Annotated in this window: 22 protein-coding genes and 5 tRNA genes; 13 read left to right on the plus strand and 14 right to left on the minus strand. The window is 52.8% G+C overall.

The annotated features are described in order from the left end of the window. From KJS28_RS07590 to KJS28_RS07645, 12 genes are all read right to left on the minus strand, one after another. Complete coding sequence (locus KJS28_RS07590) at positions 1-663, minus strand: DUF6100 family protein (protein WP_212819598.1); 663 nt, start codon at positions 661-663, stop codon at positions 1-3. A gap of 10 nt (positions 664-673) precedes the next feature. Beyond that, positions 674-1,198: a DUF5697 family protein gene (locus KJS28_RS07595; RefSeq protein WP_213540426.1), complete on the minus strand. Its 525-nt coding sequence runs from the start codon at positions 1,196-1,198 to the stop codon at positions 674-676. Between the two features lie 84 nt (positions 1,199-1,282). Then, positions 1,283-4,207, minus strand: coding sequence for a VirB4 family type IV secretion system protein (locus KJS28_RS07600; protein WP_212819602.1), 2,925 nt, complete (start codon positions 4,205-4,207; stop codon positions 1,283-1,285). Continuing rightward, positions 4,191-4,346 (minus strand): hypothetical protein, encoded by a 156-nt coding sequence (locus tag KJS28_RS07605; protein WP_212819604.1) that lies wholly within the window; start codon positions 4,344-4,346, stop codon positions 4,191-4,193. Before KJS28_RS07605 ends, KJS28_RS07600 begins: the two co-directional genes overlap by 17 nt. A 14-nt stretch (positions 4,347-4,360) precedes the next feature. After that, the gene (locus KJS28_RS07610; RefSeq protein ID WP_212819606.1) at positions 4,361-5,767 is read right to left on the minus strand and encodes a C39 family peptidase; all 1,407 of its coding nucleotides are present in this window, start codon (positions 5,765-5,767) and stop codon (positions 4,361-4,363) included. Then, on the minus strand, positions 5,767-6,678 hold the full coding sequence (locus tag KJS28_RS07615) for a hypothetical protein (protein ID WP_212819608.1): 912 nt from the start codon (positions 6,676-6,678) through the stop codon (positions 5,767-5,769). The genes KJS28_RS07610 and KJS28_RS07615 overlap by 1 nt, the downstream gene beginning before the upstream one ends. Before the next feature lie 9 nt (positions 6,679-6,687). Further along, a complete protein-coding gene (locus KJS28_RS07620) occupies positions 6,688-7,398 on the minus strand; it encodes a hypothetical protein (protein WP_212819610.1) in 711 nt (236 codons plus the stop codon). Between the two features lie 33 nt (positions 7,399-7,431). After that, positions 7,432-7,821, minus strand: a complete 390-nt coding sequence (locus tag KJS28_RS07625; RefSeq protein WP_456243474.1) for a fimbrial protein — start codon at positions 7,819-7,821, stop codon at positions 7,432-7,434. Between the two features lie 227 nt (positions 7,822-8,048). Further along, entirely contained in the window at positions 8,049-8,570 is a 522-nt protein-coding gene (locus tag KJS28_RS07630) for a hypothetical protein (protein WP_212819612.1), read from the minus strand. Positions 8,571-8,573: 3 nt separating this feature from the next. Next, positions 8,574-9,695, minus strand: a complete 1,122-nt coding sequence (locus KJS28_RS07635; protein WP_212819614.1) for a MarR family transcriptional regulator — start codon at positions 9,693-9,695, stop codon at positions 8,574-8,576. Between the two features lie 373 nt (positions 9,696-10,068). Further along, entirely contained in the window at positions 10,069-10,245 is a 177-nt protein-coding gene (locus tag KJS28_RS07640) for a hypothetical protein (protein WP_213540427.1), read from the minus strand. Positions 10,246-10,263: 18 nt separating this feature from the next. After that, entirely contained in the window at positions 10,264-10,827 is a 564-nt protein-coding gene (locus KJS28_RS07645) for an amino acid kinase family protein (protein ID WP_213540428.1), read from the minus strand. A 144-nt stretch (positions 10,828-10,971) separates the two neighbouring features. On the opposite strand from KJS28_RS07645, the gene KJS28_RS07650 reads away from it, so the two are divergent. The 13 genes from KJS28_RS07650 to KJS28_RS07710 all read left to right on the plus strand — a co-directional run bounded on the left by KJS28_RS07650 (position 10,972) and on the right by KJS28_RS07710 (position 18,595). Continuing rightward, positions 10,972-11,289 carry a YerC/YecD family TrpR-related protein gene (locus tag KJS28_RS07650; protein WP_213540429.1) on the plus strand — a complete coding sequence of 106 codons (318 nt, stop codon included), beginning with the start codon at positions 10,972-10,974 and terminating at the stop codon, positions 11,287-11,289. Then, positions 11,273-12,016 (plus strand): class I SAM-dependent DNA methyltransferase, encoded by a 744-nt coding sequence (locus KJS28_RS07655; RefSeq protein ID WP_228298354.1) that lies wholly within the window; start codon positions 11,273-11,275, stop codon positions 12,014-12,016. Before KJS28_RS07650 ends, KJS28_RS07655 begins: the two co-directional genes overlap by 17 nt. Before the next feature lie 10 nt (positions 12,017-12,026). Next, positions 12,027-12,917 carry an Hsp33 family molecular chaperone HslO gene (hslO, locus tag KJS28_RS07660; RefSeq protein WP_213540430.1) on the plus strand — a complete coding sequence of 297 codons (891 nt, stop codon included), beginning with the start codon at positions 12,027-12,029 and terminating at the stop codon, positions 12,915-12,917. Between the two features lie 90 nt (positions 12,918-13,007). After that, positions 13,008-13,084, plus strand: a tRNA-Val gene (locus KJS28_RS07665). Positions 13,085-13,090: 6 nt separating this feature from the next. Then, positions 13,091-13,167 (plus strand) — tRNA-Asp (locus tag KJS28_RS07670). 3 nt (positions 13,168-13,170) lie between these two features. Continuing rightward, positions 13,171-13,246: transfer RNA gene (locus KJS28_RS07675), tRNA-Phe, on the plus strand. A gap of 25 nt (positions 13,247-13,271) precedes the next feature. After that, a tRNA-Gly gene (locus tag KJS28_RS07680) sits at positions 13,272-13,347 on the plus strand. A gap of 41 nt (positions 13,348-13,388) precedes the next feature. Then, positions 13,389-13,463 (plus strand) — tRNA-Cys (locus KJS28_RS07685). Between the two features lie 383 nt (positions 13,464-13,846). Continuing rightward, positions 13,847-14,536 carry a hypothetical protein gene (locus tag KJS28_RS07690; RefSeq protein ID WP_213540431.1) on the plus strand — a complete coding sequence of 230 codons (690 nt, stop codon included), beginning with the start codon at positions 13,847-13,849 and terminating at the stop codon, positions 14,534-14,536. Between the two features lie 73 nt (positions 14,537-14,609). Further along, positions 14,610-15,311, plus strand: coding sequence for a hypothetical protein (locus KJS28_RS07695; protein WP_213540432.1), 702 nt, complete (start codon positions 14,610-14,612; stop codon positions 15,309-15,311). Beyond that, positions 15,308-16,519: a DUF3991 and toprim domain-containing protein gene (locus tag KJS28_RS07700; protein ID WP_213540433.1), complete on the plus strand. Its 1,212-nt coding sequence runs from the start codon at positions 15,308-15,310 to the stop codon at positions 16,517-16,519. Before KJS28_RS07695 ends, KJS28_RS07700 begins: the two co-directional genes overlap by 4 nt. 1 nt (position 16,520) lies before the next feature. Next, positions 16,521-18,341 (plus strand): type IV secretory system conjugative DNA transfer family protein, encoded by a 1,821-nt coding sequence (locus KJS28_RS07705; protein WP_407701743.1) that lies wholly within the window; start codon positions 16,521-16,523, stop codon positions 18,339-18,341. Then, complete coding sequence (locus KJS28_RS07710) at positions 18,338-18,595, plus strand: helix-turn-helix domain-containing protein (protein WP_176922224.1); 258 nt, start codon at positions 18,338-18,340, stop codon at positions 18,593-18,595. Before KJS28_RS07705 ends, KJS28_RS07710 begins: the two co-directional genes overlap by 4 nt. A gap of 561 nt (positions 18,596-19,156) precedes the next feature. On the opposite strand, the gene KJS28_RS07715 is transcribed toward KJS28_RS07710, so the two are convergent. Further along, on the minus strand, positions 19,157-19,357 hold the full coding sequence (locus tag KJS28_RS07715) for a metal-dependent transcriptional regulator (RefSeq protein WP_213540434.1): 201 nt from the start codon (positions 19,355-19,357) through the stop codon (positions 19,157-19,159). Then, positions 19,357-20,982: an ABC transporter substrate-binding protein gene (locus KJS28_RS07720; protein ID WP_213540435.1), complete on the minus strand. Its 1,626-nt coding sequence runs from the start codon at positions 20,980-20,982 to the stop codon at positions 19,357-19,359. The genes KJS28_RS07715 and KJS28_RS07720 overlap by 1 nt, the downstream gene beginning before the upstream one ends. Positions 20,983-21,048: the final 66 nt, after the last annotated feature.

Here is a 21,048-nt window from a genome sequence, read left to right on the forward strand (position 1 = left end):
CTAAAAATCCGATATGGTTTTCAGGCTCTTTTCCCGTTCATTCAGCCACTTCGGGAAGTCCTCTTTTGCCATTACGGAAATGCGGGTGCAATCTGCTTCACCGATCTCCGTTGTGTTATAGGCATCTACCAAAAGGCCGGTATCGTCTACCATAATGAAAGTAGACAACACATCCAAAAGCTGTTTGAGCTCCAGGTTGTCGTAGTCCCGTACCCGGCGGTTATGGAATTTCTCACTGTAAATATGCGAAAAACACACAACGCACTGCCGGAACTTCGGCAGCTCATTGTTGTCCGAATACTGGCTCAGGGTGAAATACAACGGGTCGATCAGAAATTCCGTGCTTTGCCGCTGCTTTCGTTTAGGCAGCAGGCACGGCAGCGTGATCTCCAGCATATTCTCCTGCGCCTTAATGCGGATACCTTGCACCACACCGGCAGAGGCGAGATAGGTTTCCTTCCGTGTGGCCGTTGAGCCGTATAACAAATGCCGCATACGGCAGGCGATAAGTTCGCTGCGTAATGCGGCATCGGTAGTCAGCATAGCGTAATTGTCTGGATAGTTTTCTATATCCGTCTTTTCGATGGCACAAAGGGTGTTTGACAGCTTTTCTATGTCGCCCTTGATGCTTCCGATTCGTCTTGAAATACTTGTTCTATCCAATGCGGTCCTCCTATTCCTGCTTATAATACTGAACAGCGCCGGTGTTCATATCCACGGTGCAGTACGCCGTCACATCGGGGATGTTCAGCTTGCCGATCTGCTCGGCGCTTTCTACGATGACGATGCGTTTTTCTGCATCGTCCGGCTGCTTGGCAACGGCGTGCTCGATCAGGGCCTCGCCGCCTGTTTCTACATAGATGACCTCGTACAGTTCGCCGTCGGCAATAAAAATCAGCTTTACCGGAAAGTCCGTGGAAGAGTGGTAGTCCACCCGGTCGATAAAATCCGTCAGCACCCAAAGCGCCGCCAGCATTTCCTTGTCGGCGTGGGCTTCGGTGCCATCGTGATATAAACCGGAATGTTCATCCCGAAAGATTCGTCCCTGCCTTAGAAAGAAGGACAGAAGATTATCAATTTTTTCTTCCTTTCCCGGATAGAGCCGCAAAAGCTGATCGTGCCGCATATAGTGATAGGTCGTGATATTCCGCAGTATATCTGCAGCCTCTTTGCTGTATATCTCTGCTCGCGTTTTCATTTTGGTCTCCTTTCTATACGCATTAAAAGCGTATTAAATCCGCAATGACACCTTAATGCGTATAAATTCCGTATTCGGTCGGTATTACCGTTTTTTCTGTTCGACCAGTTCCTGCAGCTCACGGCGGTCGGTCGTGATCAGGCTTTTCTCCAAGTCACTGCACCGAAACTCGACCGTGATATTATTGTTGTTGGTGCTAATCAGCCCGTTGCCACGCTCAAAGTGCGTGATTTCCATGACCTCCGCCTCGGACAGATGTAAAATACTCTGTACCCGCTGCGCCTCCTCGTCTTCAAGATTGAGGACGATTTTGGTCTTGCAGTTGTTGATGATGCCTTTGCCGTATTTTCCGTCGTCGAGAGCAAAGAAATCGTTGAGGTCCTGCGTAGCAAAAACGGCGCTGCCGCCATAGCCACGGATGATCTTGGCGATTTCCAGAACAAAGTTTGCGGCAAGCCGGTTGGCAGAGCCGCCGATCAGCGCCCAGCATTCGTCGATGAAGATGGTCTTTTCTACGGTGCGGTTTTGCTTTGCCTTATCCCACACATAATCGAGTGCAACGAACATTCCCGCCGTCAGCAGATCACCGGACAGCTCGGAAATATCCAGCACCGTGTATTTATTATCCAGGTTGACATTGGTGCGCTGGTTAAAGGTGCTGGCCGAGCCGTGTACCAAGCGGTTGAGGATATTTGCCAGACGTTTGGTTTCGGGTGCGATCAAGAGAATATCATACAGGTCACCCAAAATCGGCATTTCTCTGTAACGGTCGGGATTGTCTGGGTCTTTGAGCGTGTCATTGTCATGGGTGATCCCCTTGGCATTGTAGGTCTTGATCAGGGCTTCATCCAAAAGCTGCCGTTCTTCGTGAGTGATGTCGGGGATCAGCAGGCTGAAAAAGATGTGCAGCTGCTGAATTTTGGCGGCAAGCTCCGATTTCTCAATCGGAGCGCCGTCCAGCAGTTCATCCACCGACCGATCGGTCTTGCGTATCTCCATGACATTGATGCAGTTTTTCGATGCCGGAGAGATCTGAATGAACTCGCCGCCCGTATTGCGGCAGGCACGCAGAAATTCGTGCCCTTTCAGCGGAGCAATGATGAATACCTGGGTGCCTTTTCGCCGCATCCGCAATGCCATCAGCTGCAAGGTGAAGGTTTTGCCTGCGCCGCTGGTCCCCATGATTGCAATGTTGGCGTTCTTATAGGCTGCGGAATTGAAAATATCCACGATCACAAGGGAATTGTTATATTTGTTGACGCCGAGCAAAATGCCATTGTCATCGCTCAACTCATAAGCGGTAAAGGGATAGCAGCTTGCAGCCCCGCTTGTCAGCACATTGCGCTTGGAGCGCTCATACAGATGCTTTTCCAGATTTGTCAGCGGCAGCGATGACAAAAAGCCTTGTTCTTCCCGAAATGAGCAGGACACGATATTGAGATCCTGCGAGATAAGCAGCTTCCGCATTTCACACTCACGCCATTCCAGATCCTCGGCGTTGTCGGCGGTCATCGTAATGAGGATGTTCATATAGTAAAAATCCTCGTTGTTGGAAAGCCCCTCCTTCAAAAAGTACCCGCTGCGGATAGCGCCGTCCAGATCGTCAAAGTCGCTGTTGGTATCACTGGCTTCTCGGATTTTGGAACGGTTGATACGAAGCTGCTGACCGAGCTTGTTCACCATACGCTCCTTCGGCTGACGGGTCAGAAACAGGTCGATGTCGATCCCGTCGCCGGCATTGACAAGCAGGCTCAGCCAACCGGCCGCCACTTGTGATTTGTAGCCGTAGGATGGGATCAAAAGATATGACCGATATTGCCCGTCCACGCAAATGTATTTGGCGTGGGTAAAGTCCAGCGTCTGCGGTGCAAAAAACTCCGTACACGGAATGGCGTCCGTATCCTTTCCTGCCGCAATATAGCTTGAAACGACATCCTGCACTCTTTGCGGAAGAGGAATGTCCGAGCTTTCCTGGCGGCAGAGGATGTTATACAGCACATCCACTGTGAATTCGTCTTCGTTTTCCGGCGTCAGCACCTCATTGCCGCATTGCTTCAAATAGTTTGCCGCCGTCCTTGCGGCGGTTTGCAGCGAGGCAATGGCATCGGCCTCTTCATTGCTGCTGCGCCGCCCGACCTGCTCATATTCAAAAGCGACAAAGAAGCGGCGGGTTGTCGCCTCACGGGATCCGATCTGATTGATGAGCTTTAGGTAATCCTCCTGTAAGACCCGACAGTTTGGATCGGTTTCAGCTTCCATTTCACGATGCACGATCTCGGTGTGTTTATTGAGGTCCGCACGCTTTGTCAGCACCTTAAACTGGATCTTGACCGGGCTGATCTTCAGATAGCTGATAAAGGAGTAGATAATGCTCCGCTGTTCTCTGGCACTTCGGAGCAGAAAATTGATCGGTACCACCTCAATCAGCTTGATATACCGGTGATCCTTGGTGTAGATAATGCCGTTTGCAATCTTTTCAATCGGCAGATACTCCGCTACGGGGTTGAGAAAGGGCGAGTCCGCTTTGCTTCTGCGGTGCGGCTTCTTCTGTTTCGGTGTTTCCGCCGCCCGGGGTTCCTCGGTATGCTTTTTCTTTGCCGACTGCTTGCGGATAACACCGGCGATCTCCGATAGCATCGACTCGTTTTCCGGCGCAGGCTGCTTTTCTTTTTTCGGTTTCGGCTTCTTCCTTTCCTCTTTCGGCTCCGTCTTACCGACCACACGGCGGTTCTTGAGCCACTTGAAAAAGGCAATGATATACGAAGAAAGCGGCTCGCCAGCAATGCCCATCAGCGCAAATAAGGCGAGCGGCAGTGCCGTCAGGCAAAGAATGATAATACGGACGGTGAGCGAAAGGTCAAGGGAGAATACCGGCACACCTACCGCTGCGGCAAGTACGCCGGCCTCGATCACATTCCGTATTTTGAACATCCCTCCGAATAAGGTGCTGCCCTCGATAAAATTCGGAGGGATGATGTAGGTATCGTGATGTTCACTGTTTTTGCTCATCAAAGCCTCCTTCTTGTTTTCCCGATTCTTTATCGGTGATACGGTATTCTTCCTGCGCCTCGTGCCAATTTATCTGAAACAGGCACATGAACACGCAGCCAACTGCACCTCCGATAAGAAACGCTATTGTTGTCCACATGATTTTCCTCTTTTCTATCCAATGATCCAAAAAGGTCCGCCGGCTCCGGCGTGGGTGCTTGCCTCATTCAGAATGATGGACAGATCCCACTCCATACTGCTTCGGTCGTAACTTGCCGGATCGGCTACAAGTATTTTCCCGTCCTTTACGCCACGCAGGACGATAAAGTGGCCGGAGCTTGTGAAATGTCCCTTCAGCATAATGGCAACCACTAATTTACCGTCAGCCAGAGCGTCTGCAATTTTCTGCCCGTCCGAAGCCGAGCAGCCTTCAACATTCAATCCCCATGCTTTTGCGGCAGCAGGGATCAGCGCATGATAAGAGCCGCTGCCCGAACACCAATAGCCGTTTTCATACGACCATCTTGCCATCTCGATGGGGTCAACGGTATCGTTTGCCAGCGAGGATACAACGATCGACATCGCCGTAGGCCCACAGCCGTAGCCGCCGATATTGTCAGTGCCATACGGTTGCCCCGCATAACGTTCGTCCAGCTGATTGAAATAGACGACTGCGGTTTGTCCGTCCGTAAAGCGGATATTGCCAAGCGAAGAAACTGTTGTATACCCGGCAGGAAGCCCCTGGAACATACTGTCTCCGAGGAATAGGCTGAGGTTATACGCATAATCGTCAGCAAGGTCTTTCTGCTCGGCGGTCAGATGGAATACCTCATCGGCAAAGTAGGCTTCGCCGTTGTAGGAAACCGTATAAATGATCCACTTTTCCGTGGTTGTCGTTACGGTCTCCGTTGTTGTTTCTTTGCCGGTCGAGGCATCCACCGTTACCGAGGTCGTGACCGTTTCAACTGTGCGTTCTTCTTCCTTTTTGGTATAGGAATAGAGCTTGTCCTTGCCGCTGCGCAGCATGGATTCCATATCCGACACAGACACAGCGGCATAATCCTCATTCTTTGCCGCACAGTATTGTCCGACAAACAGATTGGCGTTAAAATTCGGTGAGCTTTCATAAGGGTTTATGACCTCTTTGCCGTCAGCGGTGCAGGCAGCATAATCGTTTTCTATGGCGGTCAGCGTATCGGTAAGCGCCTCGGACAGCACGCAGCTCACGGCAGTAGAGATCTCGACCAGATTACTGTCGATTGCCGCACTGCTGTTCATGATCGGCGTATCGGGGTCGGCCGGAGAATGAGAATTGCCGAAGCCTCCGAATATGATTCCGGGGAGCATACACAGAATAAGGATCGGGATCATCAGCACGGCGGTCGCCGCAATGATGACCTTCCCGACAAACTTCCGATTTTCCCAAGCAAAGCCGGCAACGGCACCCCACACGCCTCCGGCAGCTGCACCTTTGGCGGCACCGGCAATGGCTTTTCCGGTTTTAACAGCACCTCGCACCGCTTGTGCGGCCTGTGCGCTTTTCTGCAACGGTTCAGCAACCGGACGACTGTTATCCGCCATCAGATCTTATCCTTTCGCCAGGGAGCCTTCGGCAGCCTTTTGACAAGGCTTTCCTCATAGACGATACTGCCGTCGTCTGCTTTGTGTGGCTTTCTCTCTACGGTATCCGTTGCATATTGCTTATACCAAGAGGTGCCGTCCGCAGCCGTGACGGTCGTGTATTCTCCTTCGGGCGGCATATACTGGTCGGTGTGATACATTCCCATAGCAATGCCCTCCGGGTGCTCGTCATTTGTTTCGGTTGCGAAGATATGTCCGCCGCCGATCTCTACATCTGAAAAGGATGGAACACTTTCCGCATCCGGCCCGAGCGCCGTATATCCCATATAGGACATAAGAGAGTCTGCAGCGCTTTCACCGGAAATAGAGCCGGTAGAAGAAATATTACCGGTTGCGATCTTGCCGATCACGCTGTTGGCAAAACCGCCGCCCTTACTGAGCGAGGAATTGAATGCCATACCGCCGAGACCGCCGCTTTTTGAGCCGTTTGCATTGTTGATAGCGGTGTTTGTGACCTTTCGGCTTACAACGCCGGAAAGCCCGCCTTTCATAAAGGTGTTGCCTCCGCCACTACCGGAGGAACTTCCGCCGGAACCGCCTCTACCGGCAAAAGTCCTCGCCGTTCCGATTCCACGCATAGCGATCATCGCCTCAGCCAGCATAGAGCCGCCGGTGTGTCCGACATTGATGCCGAGGGAAGACATAAAGCTGTCGATTTTCTGCGATACCTTCAAAAAGGCAATCGCACACAGAAACCACACGAAGAGGTTTCCGGTAACAACTTCTTTCCCGACGGCGTTTACCTGATCCTGCACTTCGCTTTCGGTCAAAGCAAACGCCGGAACAGTTGTAAGCGAAACGGTCACGGCAACGGCAAGCAGGGTAATGAGTATTTTATGTTTTCTTTTCATCGTTCCTCCTTAAAGTGCCAAAGGGTTGGAGAGGAACTGTCCCACCATACTGGTAAAGAGCCGCAGGCACCAGGCGTTCATCAGCAGCAGAAATACCTGGCCGCCGAACATACGGCACCAACTCTTAAAGATATTGGAAGTGGTCTGCGATGCGCCCATGGCAAAGGCAACCGGTGCGGTAAACACCAGCACACCGAGCAGCACATAGCGCTCCGCCGCTTCAAACAGCAGTTTGATGTAATTCCAAGCCAGAATCAGTATGAGGATCAGTGCAATCAATGCCACCGTGCCGCTTGCACATACGCCGAGTATCGTCAGGAAAACGGAATTGAAGCTGGCAAAGTCAAGCGGCGGTAATTCGGAATTGAGTATCCACTGATAGGGTGTTCCTCCGATTTTCAGTATGATATTTACGATCTCGTCCGCAAAGTAGGCAAGGAGAATAAAGAGTATTGAACGGATGGAAAGTTTTACGGGATCCTCCGCTTCAATGCCGGCGGAAAGTCCGTAATTCTTAAAGAGCTGCCACACCCAATTAAGCAGGATAAGCCCAATCGCCAGAGCGACGAATATTTTATACATCGTCTCTGCCGCAGGAAAATACCGATTGAAGGTGCTCATATTACAGCCCAGTGCGCCCAAAACTGAGGTGTTGATAAGGTCCAGTCCGTTCATGACCTGTTCTGCGATCCACTCTACGATTCCGTCAAGTATGCCCAAGACATCGACCTCCTTTCATTTTGGCGGGAACGATTACCCGTTCCACTTGCCGCCGGAGAAGAAGGGAGTGATATAGGCCATAATGAAGCCGAGACCGTTAAGGATCGCCCAGGTGATGATGATACGCTTCAGCCAGGCACGGGCTTCGTCAACCGTCCGTCCCGATTTGGAGAAATTCATCATCAGAAGTGCGATAGCGGCGGTCACAACGGCGGCAATGGTAGAGATCGTGAGAATCTGCGTATACACATCCTTCATGATCTCGTTTGCCTTTTCCCATACCGTTGTCGCCGCAAAGGCGGGCATCGTGTTTGCCGCCAGCATCGTGACGCTGAGGAACCCGGCAAAAAGAAAACGCCCCCAGTTGATATGGCGGCGATCCTTTCGGTCCTTCGGCTTTGTGGTTTTCAGTTGATTTTTCACTGTGTACCTCCTTGAAAAAATACTAAGCCGCCCCGAGAAATGGGGCGGCTTGTGCGGTCGTGCCAATCAGGGCAACAAAAAAACACCATCGAAAAAATGGTGTCTGTTTTGCCCTTGTCGGCACTTGATACAGTTTTGAGCATACACATTATAGCACATACGGATTTGCGCCACAATAGCAAAACACTGCCAATATACTGCCATTGACCGCCGATTTGCTGCCAACGCTATTTATCGGGAAAAAATTGCTCCATAAGACTCAAACTATCCCGGGAAGTATAGCCCCACAAGATTGAAGAAAGAGCCTCCACAGCATTCTTTCGCCTGCGGAAAAAGGTGCGTTCGCTGATGTCGGACACATGGGGTCGGATCATTTCAATAATCTCATCAACGCTCCGATACTGCTGGGGCGAAAGGTAGCTGTAATAAAGCAGCCAATAATACATCTCGCCGTGTTTATGCTTGTTTCGCATGATATTGACCGAGACTTCCAGCAACTTCAGCATTTGATAGCTTTTTTCAATGCTTCTGGCCTGTTCTTCGATGCCGTTATCCGAGAAATCCACACCGGCAAGGTAGATGGACTCCAAAAAGTCCTCGATACTGCTGCCAACCTCCATCTGAAACCGTCGTTTGACCTGCTGCACCGACAGCTCCAAACCCCACACCACATCCCGGTATTTTTTCAGAAGCAGGTAGGTATCGTGAAATCTTTGGTCTTCCGGCATCTGTTCCGGTTGCTTTTTCATCGGTCACACCTCCTTCACGGTTACGGGCGACAGCCGTACCTCAAACTGGAATATCTCTGTGGAATCCTTGCACGACAGCACAAGCAAATAGCGATAGTCTTTCAGTTTCCGGAGATCACAGACATGAATAAATGCTTTCCTGCAATCGTCGGATAAGGGTAATAACTTACACTGGAGCCTTGGGCATGAAAAGCAAGGAAAGCCTTGTGCAGCAAGGATTTTTGCCGCTTTTTGCAGAATAATCTCCGTGTGCGATTTTGAAACGCCGGAACTGTTTTCTGACACGCTACCTTCCTCCGTTTCTTCGTCCATCTGAATATGGATATTAAGCGACATTGCCACCTCATCTTTGTCGATCATCACATCGGAAATCTGGAACATGGTCGAAAGATATTGCTTGAGGTAGATAGCCGTGCCGTGCGTTCCGGGGAATGCGACCATAGATAGATAGTCGAGCTCCTGCATTTTGCGGAGATAGCGTCCTGCCGTCGCCTTGGACACGCCCCAGCGCTGTGCAAGCTCCGCATACCCGATGAGTGGGCTTCCGGTGCCGTTTCTCATATACACGACGGGACCGACCTCTGAGCCTTGCACCTGCGTGTCGTTGTATACGGTGTTGATCCACAGATCCAGCATAGCGTCCATTTCCGAACAGCGGCCGGCGCTGACCAATTCATTGGCAACCGAGATCGGCAGAAAGAAGAAGCCAGTATCCTTCTGGCACGGGGCGTTGTACTCTAAAACTCTGTTGTATTTGCACCATCCTTTGATTTTGAATTTCACCAGCCTGCCCCGGCCGAGCAGCGTATAGGTGATAAGGTGTCTGTCCTGCAGCTCCCTGAGAATGGCAAGTGCCTGATGCTGAAAGCGAGTGCGGAACCACTCGGTTAGCTCGCTCACACGGCAGAGCCATTCGCCGGGATAGATCGTGTAGCTGATTCCATCGATCCGTTTATAGGAAGTACGGAAGTTTGCAAAGCAGGACAGCACCGTGAAATGGTAAAGCCCCGATGTGCCGCCGACACGGATGCTTTTATCCTTCATCAGCAGCCCGATAAATTGCCGGTAGATCCGGCAGCGTGGGTAATCCACGATTTGTTTTAATTCTAATTGATACTCTGACATGGTTGTTTCCTCCTTGAAACAGGAAAAGCGGTGCAGAACCAAATGGAACTGCACCGCTCAGGCAGCAAACTATTGATTTTTGCGCCTTTTGTAGTATAATATTCATATAGCCTATAGAGAAACAAGGTTGTTCCTCTGTTGCCAACAAATATTGATACGAGTGAGATACCTGATTTTGAGGTACACGACGGGTACACAAAAAAGTTTTTCTCGCAAAATCAGACTGGTAACGGAAGGAATAACCGCCGTATAAGATACCTATGACACTCATTTTTATGGGTGAGGAGATATTCAAAACGGAGTGGGAATAACCTCACACATCAAAAGAGCGCTCTCCCCATTCCGGGGAGAGCGCTCTTTTTGATGCAGGGAATTACTCAGCAACCACAGTATACCAAATGCCGCCGTTGGTCAGAGCCTCCTTCAGTTCCGTAACGTTCACCACAGGGTAAGTGGCGTTCTCGTCATAGGTGTTGTTGAAGCTGTCGCCCTCCACGGTGTCCTGGGTGGCGTAGACGGTGATGGTAATGCCGTCAATAGACTCGTTCATGTAGTCGTTGCCAGCCCATCACGGCCCAAGTGGATCCAGCGGCCCCAGCTCCGGGTCGTAGGGCAAACACACCACCTCGTATCCCCCGCTGGGACGGCTCCCCGGCAGGAGCAGTCCCTCTTCCCCCAACCAGAAATCGCCGGGGTGCAGGACCAGCCCCCGCTCTTGCGCCGTCTCCCGCAGACGGCGGTGCCACGGCGTATGGGGCGGGAAGCACTCCCCCACCCCCACCGGCAGTCCCTCCGCCCACACATCGCCCCGGCAGCGGTACGGCCACGGTCCCGTAAGCTCCGTGCAGATGCTCACACCATGCTCCGTCTCCCGAACGATACGGCTGCGGAGGGCCGCCGTAGTCAGCGGCAGCATCCCGCCCTGTTCCAAAGCCCTCCGACATCGCTCCGCCAGCTGCGGCAACAGCACCCGGCGGCCATAGTCCAGCAGCCCCCTGCCCCACGCTGCATAATACCGGCAGAAGGCCCGCCTTCCCTCCCAATGGGGCAGCTCTGCCTCCACTGTCAGCAGCGGCAGTTCCTCCCAAGTCAGCACTTGGGGCGGAAAAACAGGTTCAACGGTCACAGCCACAGCCAGCCCTCCTCTCGTATCCTACCCTCCACTCTATGCACCCCCGGCACCGCAGGTGCAAAAAAGTTTCCGCCGCCCGTTTACTTTCATACGTTACCATGATACAATATGAAAGTACATCCAACAGAAACGGAGGAATGTTCCATGGCGCACAAGACCACCATCGCCACCAAGGAGAAAAACGAGCGGCTGTACCGGGCCATTCTGGCTCTGGAAACGGAGGAGGAGTGCTATGCCTTCTTTCAGGACCTGTGTACCATTGCCGAGCTGCGCTCCATGGAGCAGCGCTACGAGGTAGCCACCCTGCTCAGCGAGGGCATGGTGTACAGCGACATACTGGAGCGCACCGGCGCCTCCAGCGCCACCATCAGTCGGGTGAACCGGGCTCTCCTCAACGGGACCGGCGGCTACGTCAGTGTGCTGGGCAAGATGAAGGAGGGCGGTCATGATGAGCAGCTATGAGGGGCTTGCGGCGTCCTACGATGCCCTGACCACCGACGTAGGCTACGAGAAGCGGGCGGACTTTCTGGAAAAGCTCTTCCGCCGCAGCCGTATCCCCGTCCACACGGTGCTGGATCTGGCCTGCGGCACCGGCACCATGACGTGGCTGCTGACAGACCGGGGCTATGAGCTCATCGGCGTGGACGGCTCCGAGGAGATGCTGGCCGCCGCCATGGAGAAAAGCGGACAGGTGGAGGGCATCCCCCCCATCTTCCTGCACCAGTCCATGCCCCAGCTGGATCTTTACGGCACGGTGGATGCCGCCATCTGCTGTCTGGACAGCCTGAACTATCTCACCCGCCCCGCCGATGTGCAGCGCACCTTCCGGCGGCTGCACCTGTTCATCGCCCCCGGCGGGCCGCTGGTGTTCGACATCAATACCGTGGCCAAGCTGGCGGCGCTGGATGGACAGGTCTTTCTGGACGAGACGGAGGACACCTACTGCGTCTGGCGCACGGAGTATCACCGGGGACTGTGTACCTATTACATGGATCTCTTCGACCGCCGCCGGGACGGCGCATGGCAGCGGGAGCTGGAGATCCACCGGCAGCGGGCCTATACCACAGAGGAGCTCACCGGCTGGCTGAGGGCTGCCGGTTTCAACGATATCCGCACTTGGGGCGACGGAAAGCTGCGCCGTCCCACGGAAAACGAGCAGCGGATCTATTTTTCCTGTATCAGAGAGTGAGGTCATTTTCATGAGCGATCATATTTTGCGTGCCATTACATCCGACGGTCTGGTGCAGGCCGCCGCTATCAGCAGCCGTGACCTGACGGAGCGGGCCCGGCAGATCCACAAGACCCTGCCGGTGGCCACCGCCGCCTTGGGCCGGACACTGGCCGGAGCCTCCATGATGGGCAACGCCCTGAAGGGCCACGGTGCCAGCCTGACCCTCCAGATCAAGGGCAGCGGCCCCTTGGGTACCATTCTGGCAGTATCCGACTCCGACGGCAACGTCCGTGGCTACGTCACCAACCCTCAGACGGAGTTGCCCCTGCGCCCCGACGGCAAGCTGGACGTGGGTGGGGCCGTGGGACAGGAGGGCTCCCTGACGGTCATCAAGGACCTGCACATGAAGGAGCCCTATGTGGGTACCGTGAACCTGCTGGGAGGCGAGATCGCCGAGGACATCGCCGCCTACTTCGTGGAGTCCGAGCAGATCCCCACCGCCTGCGCTCTGGGGGTGCTCATTGACCGGAATCAGAGCGTCAAGGCCGCCGGTGGCTATCTGATCCAGCTGATGCCCGGCGCCGGGGAGGACACCATCGCTAAGGTGGAGGGCGGTATCATGGCCGCCGGCAACGTCTCCGCCATTCTGGAAAAGGATCCCGACCCGGAGGCCATGCTGCGGGCGGTGCTGTCGGACTTCGAGGTGAAGGTGCTGGAGCAGGAGCCTGTGGAGTACCGCTGCGGGTGCAGCCGGGAGCGCATCGAGCGGGCGCTGCTGTCACTGGGTCGGGACGAACTCTCCGCCATTCTGGCCGAGCAAGGCTCCTGCGACCTGACGTGTCAATTCTGCGACCGGGTGTACCACTTCTCCGGCCCGGAGCTGGAGGGGCTGATCCAGAGCCTTGAGAAAAAAGATTGAAAAAATCTGATTTTCCTGTTGACATGGCGGCCGGTTTTTAGTATAATTATCCTTGCCGTTGCGATGGTAAGCCCTTCCGGCGGCAAGGACGGGAGCATAGCTCAGCTGGTTAGAGCACCTGCCTTACAAGCAGGGGGTCACTGGTTCGAGTCCAGTTGTTCCCACCATGATACGGCCAAGTAGTTCAGTTGGTTAGAACGCCAGCCTGTCACGCTGGAGGTCGTGGGTTCGAGCCCCATCTTGGTCGCCATATGCCTCTGTAGCTCAGTTGGTAGAGCAGCGGACTGAAAATCCGCGTGTCGTTGGTTCGACTCCGACCGGAGGCACCATGACGCTGAAATATCGGCGTCATCTGCGGGCGTAGCTCATCTGGTAGAGCGCGACCTTGCCAAGGTCGAGGTAGCGAGTTCGAGCCTCGTCGCCCGCTCCAAAAACAGAGAAAACGGCGAACCTCGCCGTTTTCTCTTATCCGGTGACATAGCCAAGTGGTAAGGCAAGGGTCTGCAAAACCCTCATTCCCCAGTTCAAATCTGGGTGTCACCTCCATATTAACTAAACGGTATAGATGCGTCTGGCGAAAAGTCAGGCGCATCAACCGTTTCCGGGCTTTTTCAGGCCCGGATTTTTTCTTTCAAACCATAGATGCAAATCGCTGTTTCAGAGCGTCTGCCCCGATTCGAACCGGGCGTTTTCCTGTTTCATGCAGATGCGTTCAGCCAGCGCCCTTTTTCAGCGGCGATTTTTCCGGCTGGCAGCGGTATTTTTCTCAAAAAAGAATCACAGAGATTTGGGCGTCGTTTTGTTGGTCCTGACGGACTAAGAAAGCGGTGCCCTTTTTCATTTCAAAAAGGGCGCTGGTCGCAGCGCCTGCATTTGTAGGTCGGAGCATGATCGCTCCGGCCTTATTTTTTATGCATGGGAGGAGCTATATGAGCATCAGCGCAGAAGAAAAGGTCTGTTACCTCAGAGAAGCAGCAATCGTCCTTGCCAAGGAGGGTTTCCAGTTGGACGAAGTTCACACTGACAGGCTGTGTATCCTGCTTGACGGTGCGCCGCTGTGCGAAGTGACCGAGAACGGCGGCATCACCTACCGAAATGAGGACATTAATGAACCGGAACGGGTCGCCGCCAAGGACATGGTGTATGAGATCGTCAGAAACACAGCGGAATATATGCGGCAGATGGAAACAGCGCCCTTTTTGAAAGCCGACGGTCTGGAGGACGGCTACAAGGTGCTGGCGGATTTCAACGGCACTGTGCTGGCTGGAGTTCAGAGCAAACACGGAGTCCACTTCGTCACATGGGATTGGGCCTATGGGCACACAGGAGTATGTCATGGGCACTATTTCATGGAGAACTATGCAGGAGCCAAACAGGACTTTGCTATCCGCTCCGCACTGATTCAAAAGGAACGGCTTTTCACCCCAGAGCAGATGACCGAGATTTATCGCTGCTGTGCGGACTCTGTAGACGGAGATTTCTTTGAACTCACGGGAGAGCAGGAAAAAATGATCCGCAGTGTTCAGCAGCAGATTGAGGAGTGTGTGCCGGATTTGGACGAGCGAATCCGGCAGCAGGAAGAAGCCTTGGAACAAGTCGCGCAGCAACAGACAATGTAATATCAAACGGAACGGGCCGGAGTCTTAGCAATAAGATTCCGGCCCTTTTTTCATTTCAGAGAGGAGTTCGCTTATGCCGTACTATTTCATGCGAGACACGCCGCTGCAGGCGTTGGAGCAGTTGATGATGTCTCAGCCCGGTCAAAAGCCCAGAGGTGGTGGAATATATCGCAGCCCATTTCGTTACACGCCCGAAGATATGGCGTGCGAATACTGCCAGAACTATGTCCGCAAGCATCCGTGCCGCCTATGTGAATGTACCTGCCTGGAGGAGCGGATCGAGGCAGGTGTGCTGGAGCTGAATGCGTTCATGTGGGACTGCTTCACCCCCTCTATGGGGCCGCAGTTTCGAAAAAGGATGCATCAGCAATTCAGAGAGAGGAAACCTCAATTCTTCCAATTCTTCCTGTCCGATGCCCACCGGCGAAGATGGACACATTGGCGAGAGCGCTGCTGGCGTTTGTCCGACCGGAACAAAGCGGCCCTCTTCCCGCTCACGGCATACGAGAGCCTTTGGCGCAGGATGGTCTGGAAATGCGGGAATGACGGCTTTGACTTCCAAAGCGTCCGGCTCGGAGGAATCGAGCCGGAGCTATACAGCGTCTACCAGGCGGCGAAGGCCATTGCGGTCGGCTGCTGTAATATCACTCTCGCAGACCTTGCGTCTCCGGAATTGGTCACAGATGAGGCGTTCCACCTGATCACTGGCGCACTACTGATGGCCAAGTACGGAGATGCGGTTTTGAATTTGGAAAAAGGAGTTGACGAAACATGATGATACAAGCGGTGCTTGGCAATCCGCATCACCCGGAATACGGCGTGGCGACCATTCCGTTTCCTATTCCCCGCGACCAGCACGCACACTGCATGGAGCTGCTGGAGGCGTTGGAAATCGGTGACGCGGTCAAGGCGGACTGCAAGGTGGAGAAGATCGACAGCTTCTACACCGTTCTCAAGCGAGTGGAAATGCTCACGGTCAATGTGGAGGAGCTGAACTACCTCGCCAAGCGGCTGGACAGCTTCGACACCGGCGAAGCCGCACAGTTTCAGGCGATGGCCCACAAGCTGGAGCTGTTCGAGTTAAAGGATCTCATCAACCTGACCTTCTGCTGCCAGCAGGCCACGGTCATTACTGACTTTTCCGACCTCGCCGCTGTTGGCCGTAACCACTACATGAACCTGCACGGCGGCAGCGCAAGCGTGGATGAGCTGAACGCGCTGGACGGCAAGAAAACCGCACGGCAGCTCATCGAAAGCGGCAGCGGCACGATCACCCCCTACGGTGTGGTCTACGACAACGGTATGAAGTTAGAGCAGGTCTACGATGGCCGGTTCTTCCCCTGCTATTACTACAAGCCGAACGCCATCACCATTGCGGTGACCTCCAAAGCCGAACCGGAGGACACAGAGCATATCACATGGCTGTACCTCATCAAGCATCGCGGCATCGCAAGGGATGTGGTGGCGCACTTTGCCAAGGCCGGACTTCTGTATGAAGATGCCGAGTATCACAACGCCGTGTTTGTTGGCACGGATACAGATGGTGTCCCCCACCACGCCCATAAGCGCAGCGCCAACAGCTACGGGAAAGCCTTTCGCTTGAATGTGGAGGGCAGTGATCCACGATACAGCTTCCATTATGTCGGCACAGACAGAAGTCTGTATGTGTTTGAAGCGCCCATCGATATGCTGTCCTACATCACCCTTTACCCAGAGAACTGGCAGCGGCACAGCTATGTGGCCTGCTGCGGCACATCCATTCAGCCAGTATTGCAGATGTTGGAACAAGCGCCGCAGCTCGACACCGTTCTGCTCTGTCTTGATAATGATGAAACCGGCCATCAGGCCAGCCGCCGGATGCGGGAGCAGTTGGAAATGCGCTATTCCGTGGAGCGCCTGATCCCGGAAAGCAAAGACTGGAATGACGATCTGACCCTGAGCATCGAAAACGCTCAGGGCTTTGCTATGAATGAAATGAGGTGAAATGTTGAACGCAAGTATCTGGATCCTGATCGCAGCGGGAGCAACAATGTTCCTTGTCATCGGTGGGCTGTCCATGATGTCTCATCACTATACCCTTGGCAATATCAAATCCCGCACCGTAGGCGACGGGCAGCACGGCACAGCCCGATGGGCCACCGACAAGGAAATCAAGCAGACCTATGCCCATGTGCCCTTCAAAGTCAGAGAGTGGCGCAGCGGACAGAACCTCCCCTCGGAGCAGGGATTGATTCTCGGCTGTAAGGGGAAACCGCAGGAGCTCACCGCACTGGTAGACAGCGATGACATTCACTGCCTCATGATCGGTGCCAGCGGTATTGGTAAGACTGCATTCTTCTTGTACCCCAATCTGGAATATGCCTGTGCCTCCGGCATGAGCTGGCTGGCGCTGGACAGCAAGGGTGACCTGGCCCGAAATTACGGCACGATTGCAAAAAACTGCTACGGCTATCATGTGTCCGTCATTGACCTGCGAAATCCGACCCGTTCAGACGGTAATAATCTCCTGACACTGGTCAACCGCTACATGGACATTGCAAGGAAAGATCCCAAGAACCTGGCGGCTCGAGCCAAGGCGGAAAAGTACGCCAAGATCCTTGCCAAGACCATTGTCAACCCCGATGGTGATGACAGCAATCGCGGACAGAATGCCTTTTTCTATGATGCGGCGGAGGGCTTGCTCACTTCAGTCATCCTGATGCTGGCGGAGTTTCTACCGCCGGATAAGGAGCATCCACAGGAGCGCCGGCATATCGTCTCTGTTTTTAAGCTGGTGCAGGATCTGCTGGAACCCAGCAAGGTAAAGGGCAAGAGTCACTTCCAGCTCCTGATGGGCAAGCTGCCACCTGACCACAAAGCCAGATGGTTTGCGGGCGCTGCACTCAATAGCGCGGAACAGGCCATGGCTTCTGTCATGTCTACTGTGCTTTCTCGCCTCAATGCGTTTCTGGATTCAGAGCTGGAACAGGTGCTCTGCTTCGACAGCGCCATCGATGCAGAGAAGTTTGCTTCTGAAAAGTCTGCCATCTTTCTCATTCTTCCGGAGGAGGACACCACCAAAAACTTCATGGCGGGCTTGATGATTCAAAATCTAAGCCGTGAACTGTTTGCTGTGGCGGATGAAAACGGTGGAAAGCTGCAAAACCGCGTGGTACTGTATTGCGATGAATTTGGCACCATGCCGCCCTTCGATGTCCTCCCGCTGTTCTCAGCAGGCCGTTCCCGCCGCCTGACGCTGGTGCCGATCATTCAGTCCTTGGCGCAGCTTGAAAAGAACTACGGAAAAGAGGGCAGTGAAATTATTCAGGACAACTGCCAGGACACCATCTTCGGTGGCTTCGCACCCAACAGCCAAACGGCGGAGGTGCTGTCTAAGGCACTTGGAAACCGCACAGTTCTGTCTGGATCGGTGAGCCGCGGAAAAAACGATCCCAGCCAAAGCCTGCAGATGATGGAGCGTCCGCTGCTGACGCCAGATGAGCTGAAGTCTATTCCCAAGGGAAATTTTATTGTTCAAAAGACAGGACATCATCCCATGCATACCCGCCTGCGGCTTTTTCTGGAATGGGGTATCACCTTCGAGGAACCTTATATCGTGCCGGAGCGGGTAGATCGTGCGGTAGCCTATGCCAACCGTGAGGATCTGGAACGCAACCTTCCGCAGTCAAATAAGGCGGAGGATGTGGATGTGAGCGGAGCCTATGCCGTCTCCAGACGCGGCGGCATGGCCCATGAGCCTGCCGCAGAGAAGCCCCGGCGCAGGAGTGGAAAGCAAATGAAAACCTATGGTGAGGAGGATCTATGAGTTACTTTGGAACGATTTATGCCGACACCGAACTGCCCTCCAGAGCGAGGGCGGTTTATATGTATCTGCGTGACCGCGCAGACAGTGAGGGAAAATGCTGGCCAGGGATCAAGACAATTGCCTCCGACATGCGCTTGTCCCGCTCCACGGTCAAACGGGCATTGACTGATCTGGAGCAGCACGGGTATCTGCAAAAGATCCCACGCTACCGTGACAATGGGAGCAGCACATCCAACCTGTATTCCGTGCAGTAAGGTCGCAGAAAAGCGCAGTCCTCCGTCAAGGGAGGACTGCGCCTATTTACTGAACCCAGGGGAGGTTCATGATGGACCTCCCAGAAGGACTCACTCTATCGGAGATTTAATACAGAGAAAGAACAAGTCCCACTTTCGGAATTGCTCTAAAATCCTCTATAATGTGCAAACTATAAAAAAGAGTATTGGTTATCCGAAACATAAGTATAATTTTTATTGGATATTCTCAGCATATCGTAATTCTTTGGATTTGCGATGGCATCGTAGCAAAACTCAACGCCCATCATCAGTTGGTGCTGACATTAGCTAATCTCTGGAATCACATTGGTATAGATGCTATTATTCACATAGCACATAGAACACGATATGGGGTTTAACTCCACAATGTCTATATACGAATTACCGTTGCTGTCAATAAATTCGCCTAAATCTAATGCGTAGTTAGCTGGGAAAACGCCCAATCTTCTAATGTGATCTACCATATGTATGGCAATATTTTTGTGTGATTTTGGCACGGTGTGTTTGAGTGAATGGAGCGCCCTGGATGAGTTGACAACCTGATTATTCAAAATAATGTGCCTGATTTCGCATGTGCCTAACTGCATGATTAACGCTCGCTTTAGATACATTCATGTACTCAGCAACCTCTACTGAACGAACTGAACCATGTTGCGCTTCAAGAATAAATATGGCTTTTAGATAGTCTTCTCCTGAAGAATGAAGTCTTTCTTTTGTAACCGCCTCAGCCACACTGCTGGACATTATTTCACATGAACAGATGCAATGTCTACGTAGCTGGCATCTGTGTAGAAGTCATAGCCAGTTATCTTATCAGTATTCCACAGAGCCAGATCGTGAGTGCCGGTTACAGGCACCAGAAGATTCTGATCTGCAATACCATTCAGAATCATTCCATAGATTTCCTGCACACGCTGAGAATCAGAAGTGGAGTCCAATTCTGCGAAAATTTCAGGATTCTCAAAGAAAGCAGAGAACTGGCAGAGGATCGGATCACCCATAGCGCCAGGAGCCATATTGCTCATATCTGTTGCAGGGTCAAAGGAACCGCCAGCAGTATTGTAGAAGGTCAGATCATATTCGCCAGCCATCAAGGCTCCATACCAGGTGTTCATGTCTACTGCATCAATAGTAACATCGAAGCCAAGTTCTTTAAGAGAAGCTGCAATAGAAAGAACTGCATTGTCAACACTTGCAAGGCTCTGAGAATAGTTGAAATGAATGGCGAGAGAAGTTCCGTCCTTCTCCAGGATACCGTCATCATTGGTATCCTCATAGCCGGCTTCCTTCATGAGCTGCTTTGCCTTTTCCATGTCGGTAGGATAGGTCTTAACCTCCACACCGCAGTTGGGCTTTTCATTCGTAAAGAGGGTTTCGGCAGCAGTCTCCAGACCATCGAAAACAGAGGTTTCCAACTCCTGCTGATTAACAGCGTAGGATACTGCTTCCCTTACAAGAGGATCATTAAAGGGAGCCTTATTCAGGTTCATACCCAGATAACGAGTTTGGTTGGTGCTGTCATCCATGGCATGACCGAAAGCGGCATCCTGGGAAATTTCCGTGTAGCCTTCTGCGCTAAGTCTGCTGGAGCCGAGAATTGCATCGATTTCGCCGTTGCGCAGAGCAAGAATTTTTGCAGCATTATCAGGAATCACTTTGACTTTGAACTCGTCCACTTCAGGAGCTTCGCCCCAGTAGTAGGGATTGCGGATAAAGGTATAGGTATCTCCCTCGACCCGGTCAAACATATAGGGACCAGTACCCATAGTTGCACTCACGCAATTCTCGTAAGCCTTTTCTACGCCGCCTTCAAAGGCTGCGGGATTCACAATACCAAGAGGCAGCGCCATGGTCAGATTGTCAAGAGCAGCGTAATAAGGGGTCTTCAAAGTCATTACAAAGGTTTTTTCATCCGGGGTTTCCAGCTTGTCAAACAAAGTAGTGAGCTTACCGAAGGCACCATTCTGGGGACCCAGATGGGTTACTACTGCTTCAAGGGTCATCTTTACTGCCTCGGAAGTCAGAGGAGTACCGTCAGAAAATTTGACACCATCACGCAGATGGAAGGTGTAAGTCTTGCCGTCATCACTGATTTCCCAGGTTTCAGCCAACTCGCCCTGGATCTTCCCGTTATCATCGTAGCTTACCAGAGTGTTGTAAAAATTACGACTCCAGAATCCGGCACCATAAGTGCTGGATACCATAGGCGTGATGACAGGATAGAAGCCTACAGAAAAGTCCCAATTCTCGGTGACAGTGATTGAGACCGGCTCTGCATCGGTTTTCTCGCCAGGGTTCGTGCCGCAAGCAGCCATAGCAAGGCACATCACAAGTGCGAGTCCGAAAGCTAAAAGTTTTTTCAGTTTCATGTACAAAATCTCCTTTATTTATTTTTATATCATGCTTTTCAGCAGGGTATACGTATTTATTGAATG

Origin of the sequence: Vescimonas coprocola, from assembly GCF_018408575.1 — a bacterium.
Classification (GTDB): Bacteria; Bacillota; Clostridia; order Oscillospirales; family Oscillospiraceae; genus Vescimonas; species Vescimonas coprocola.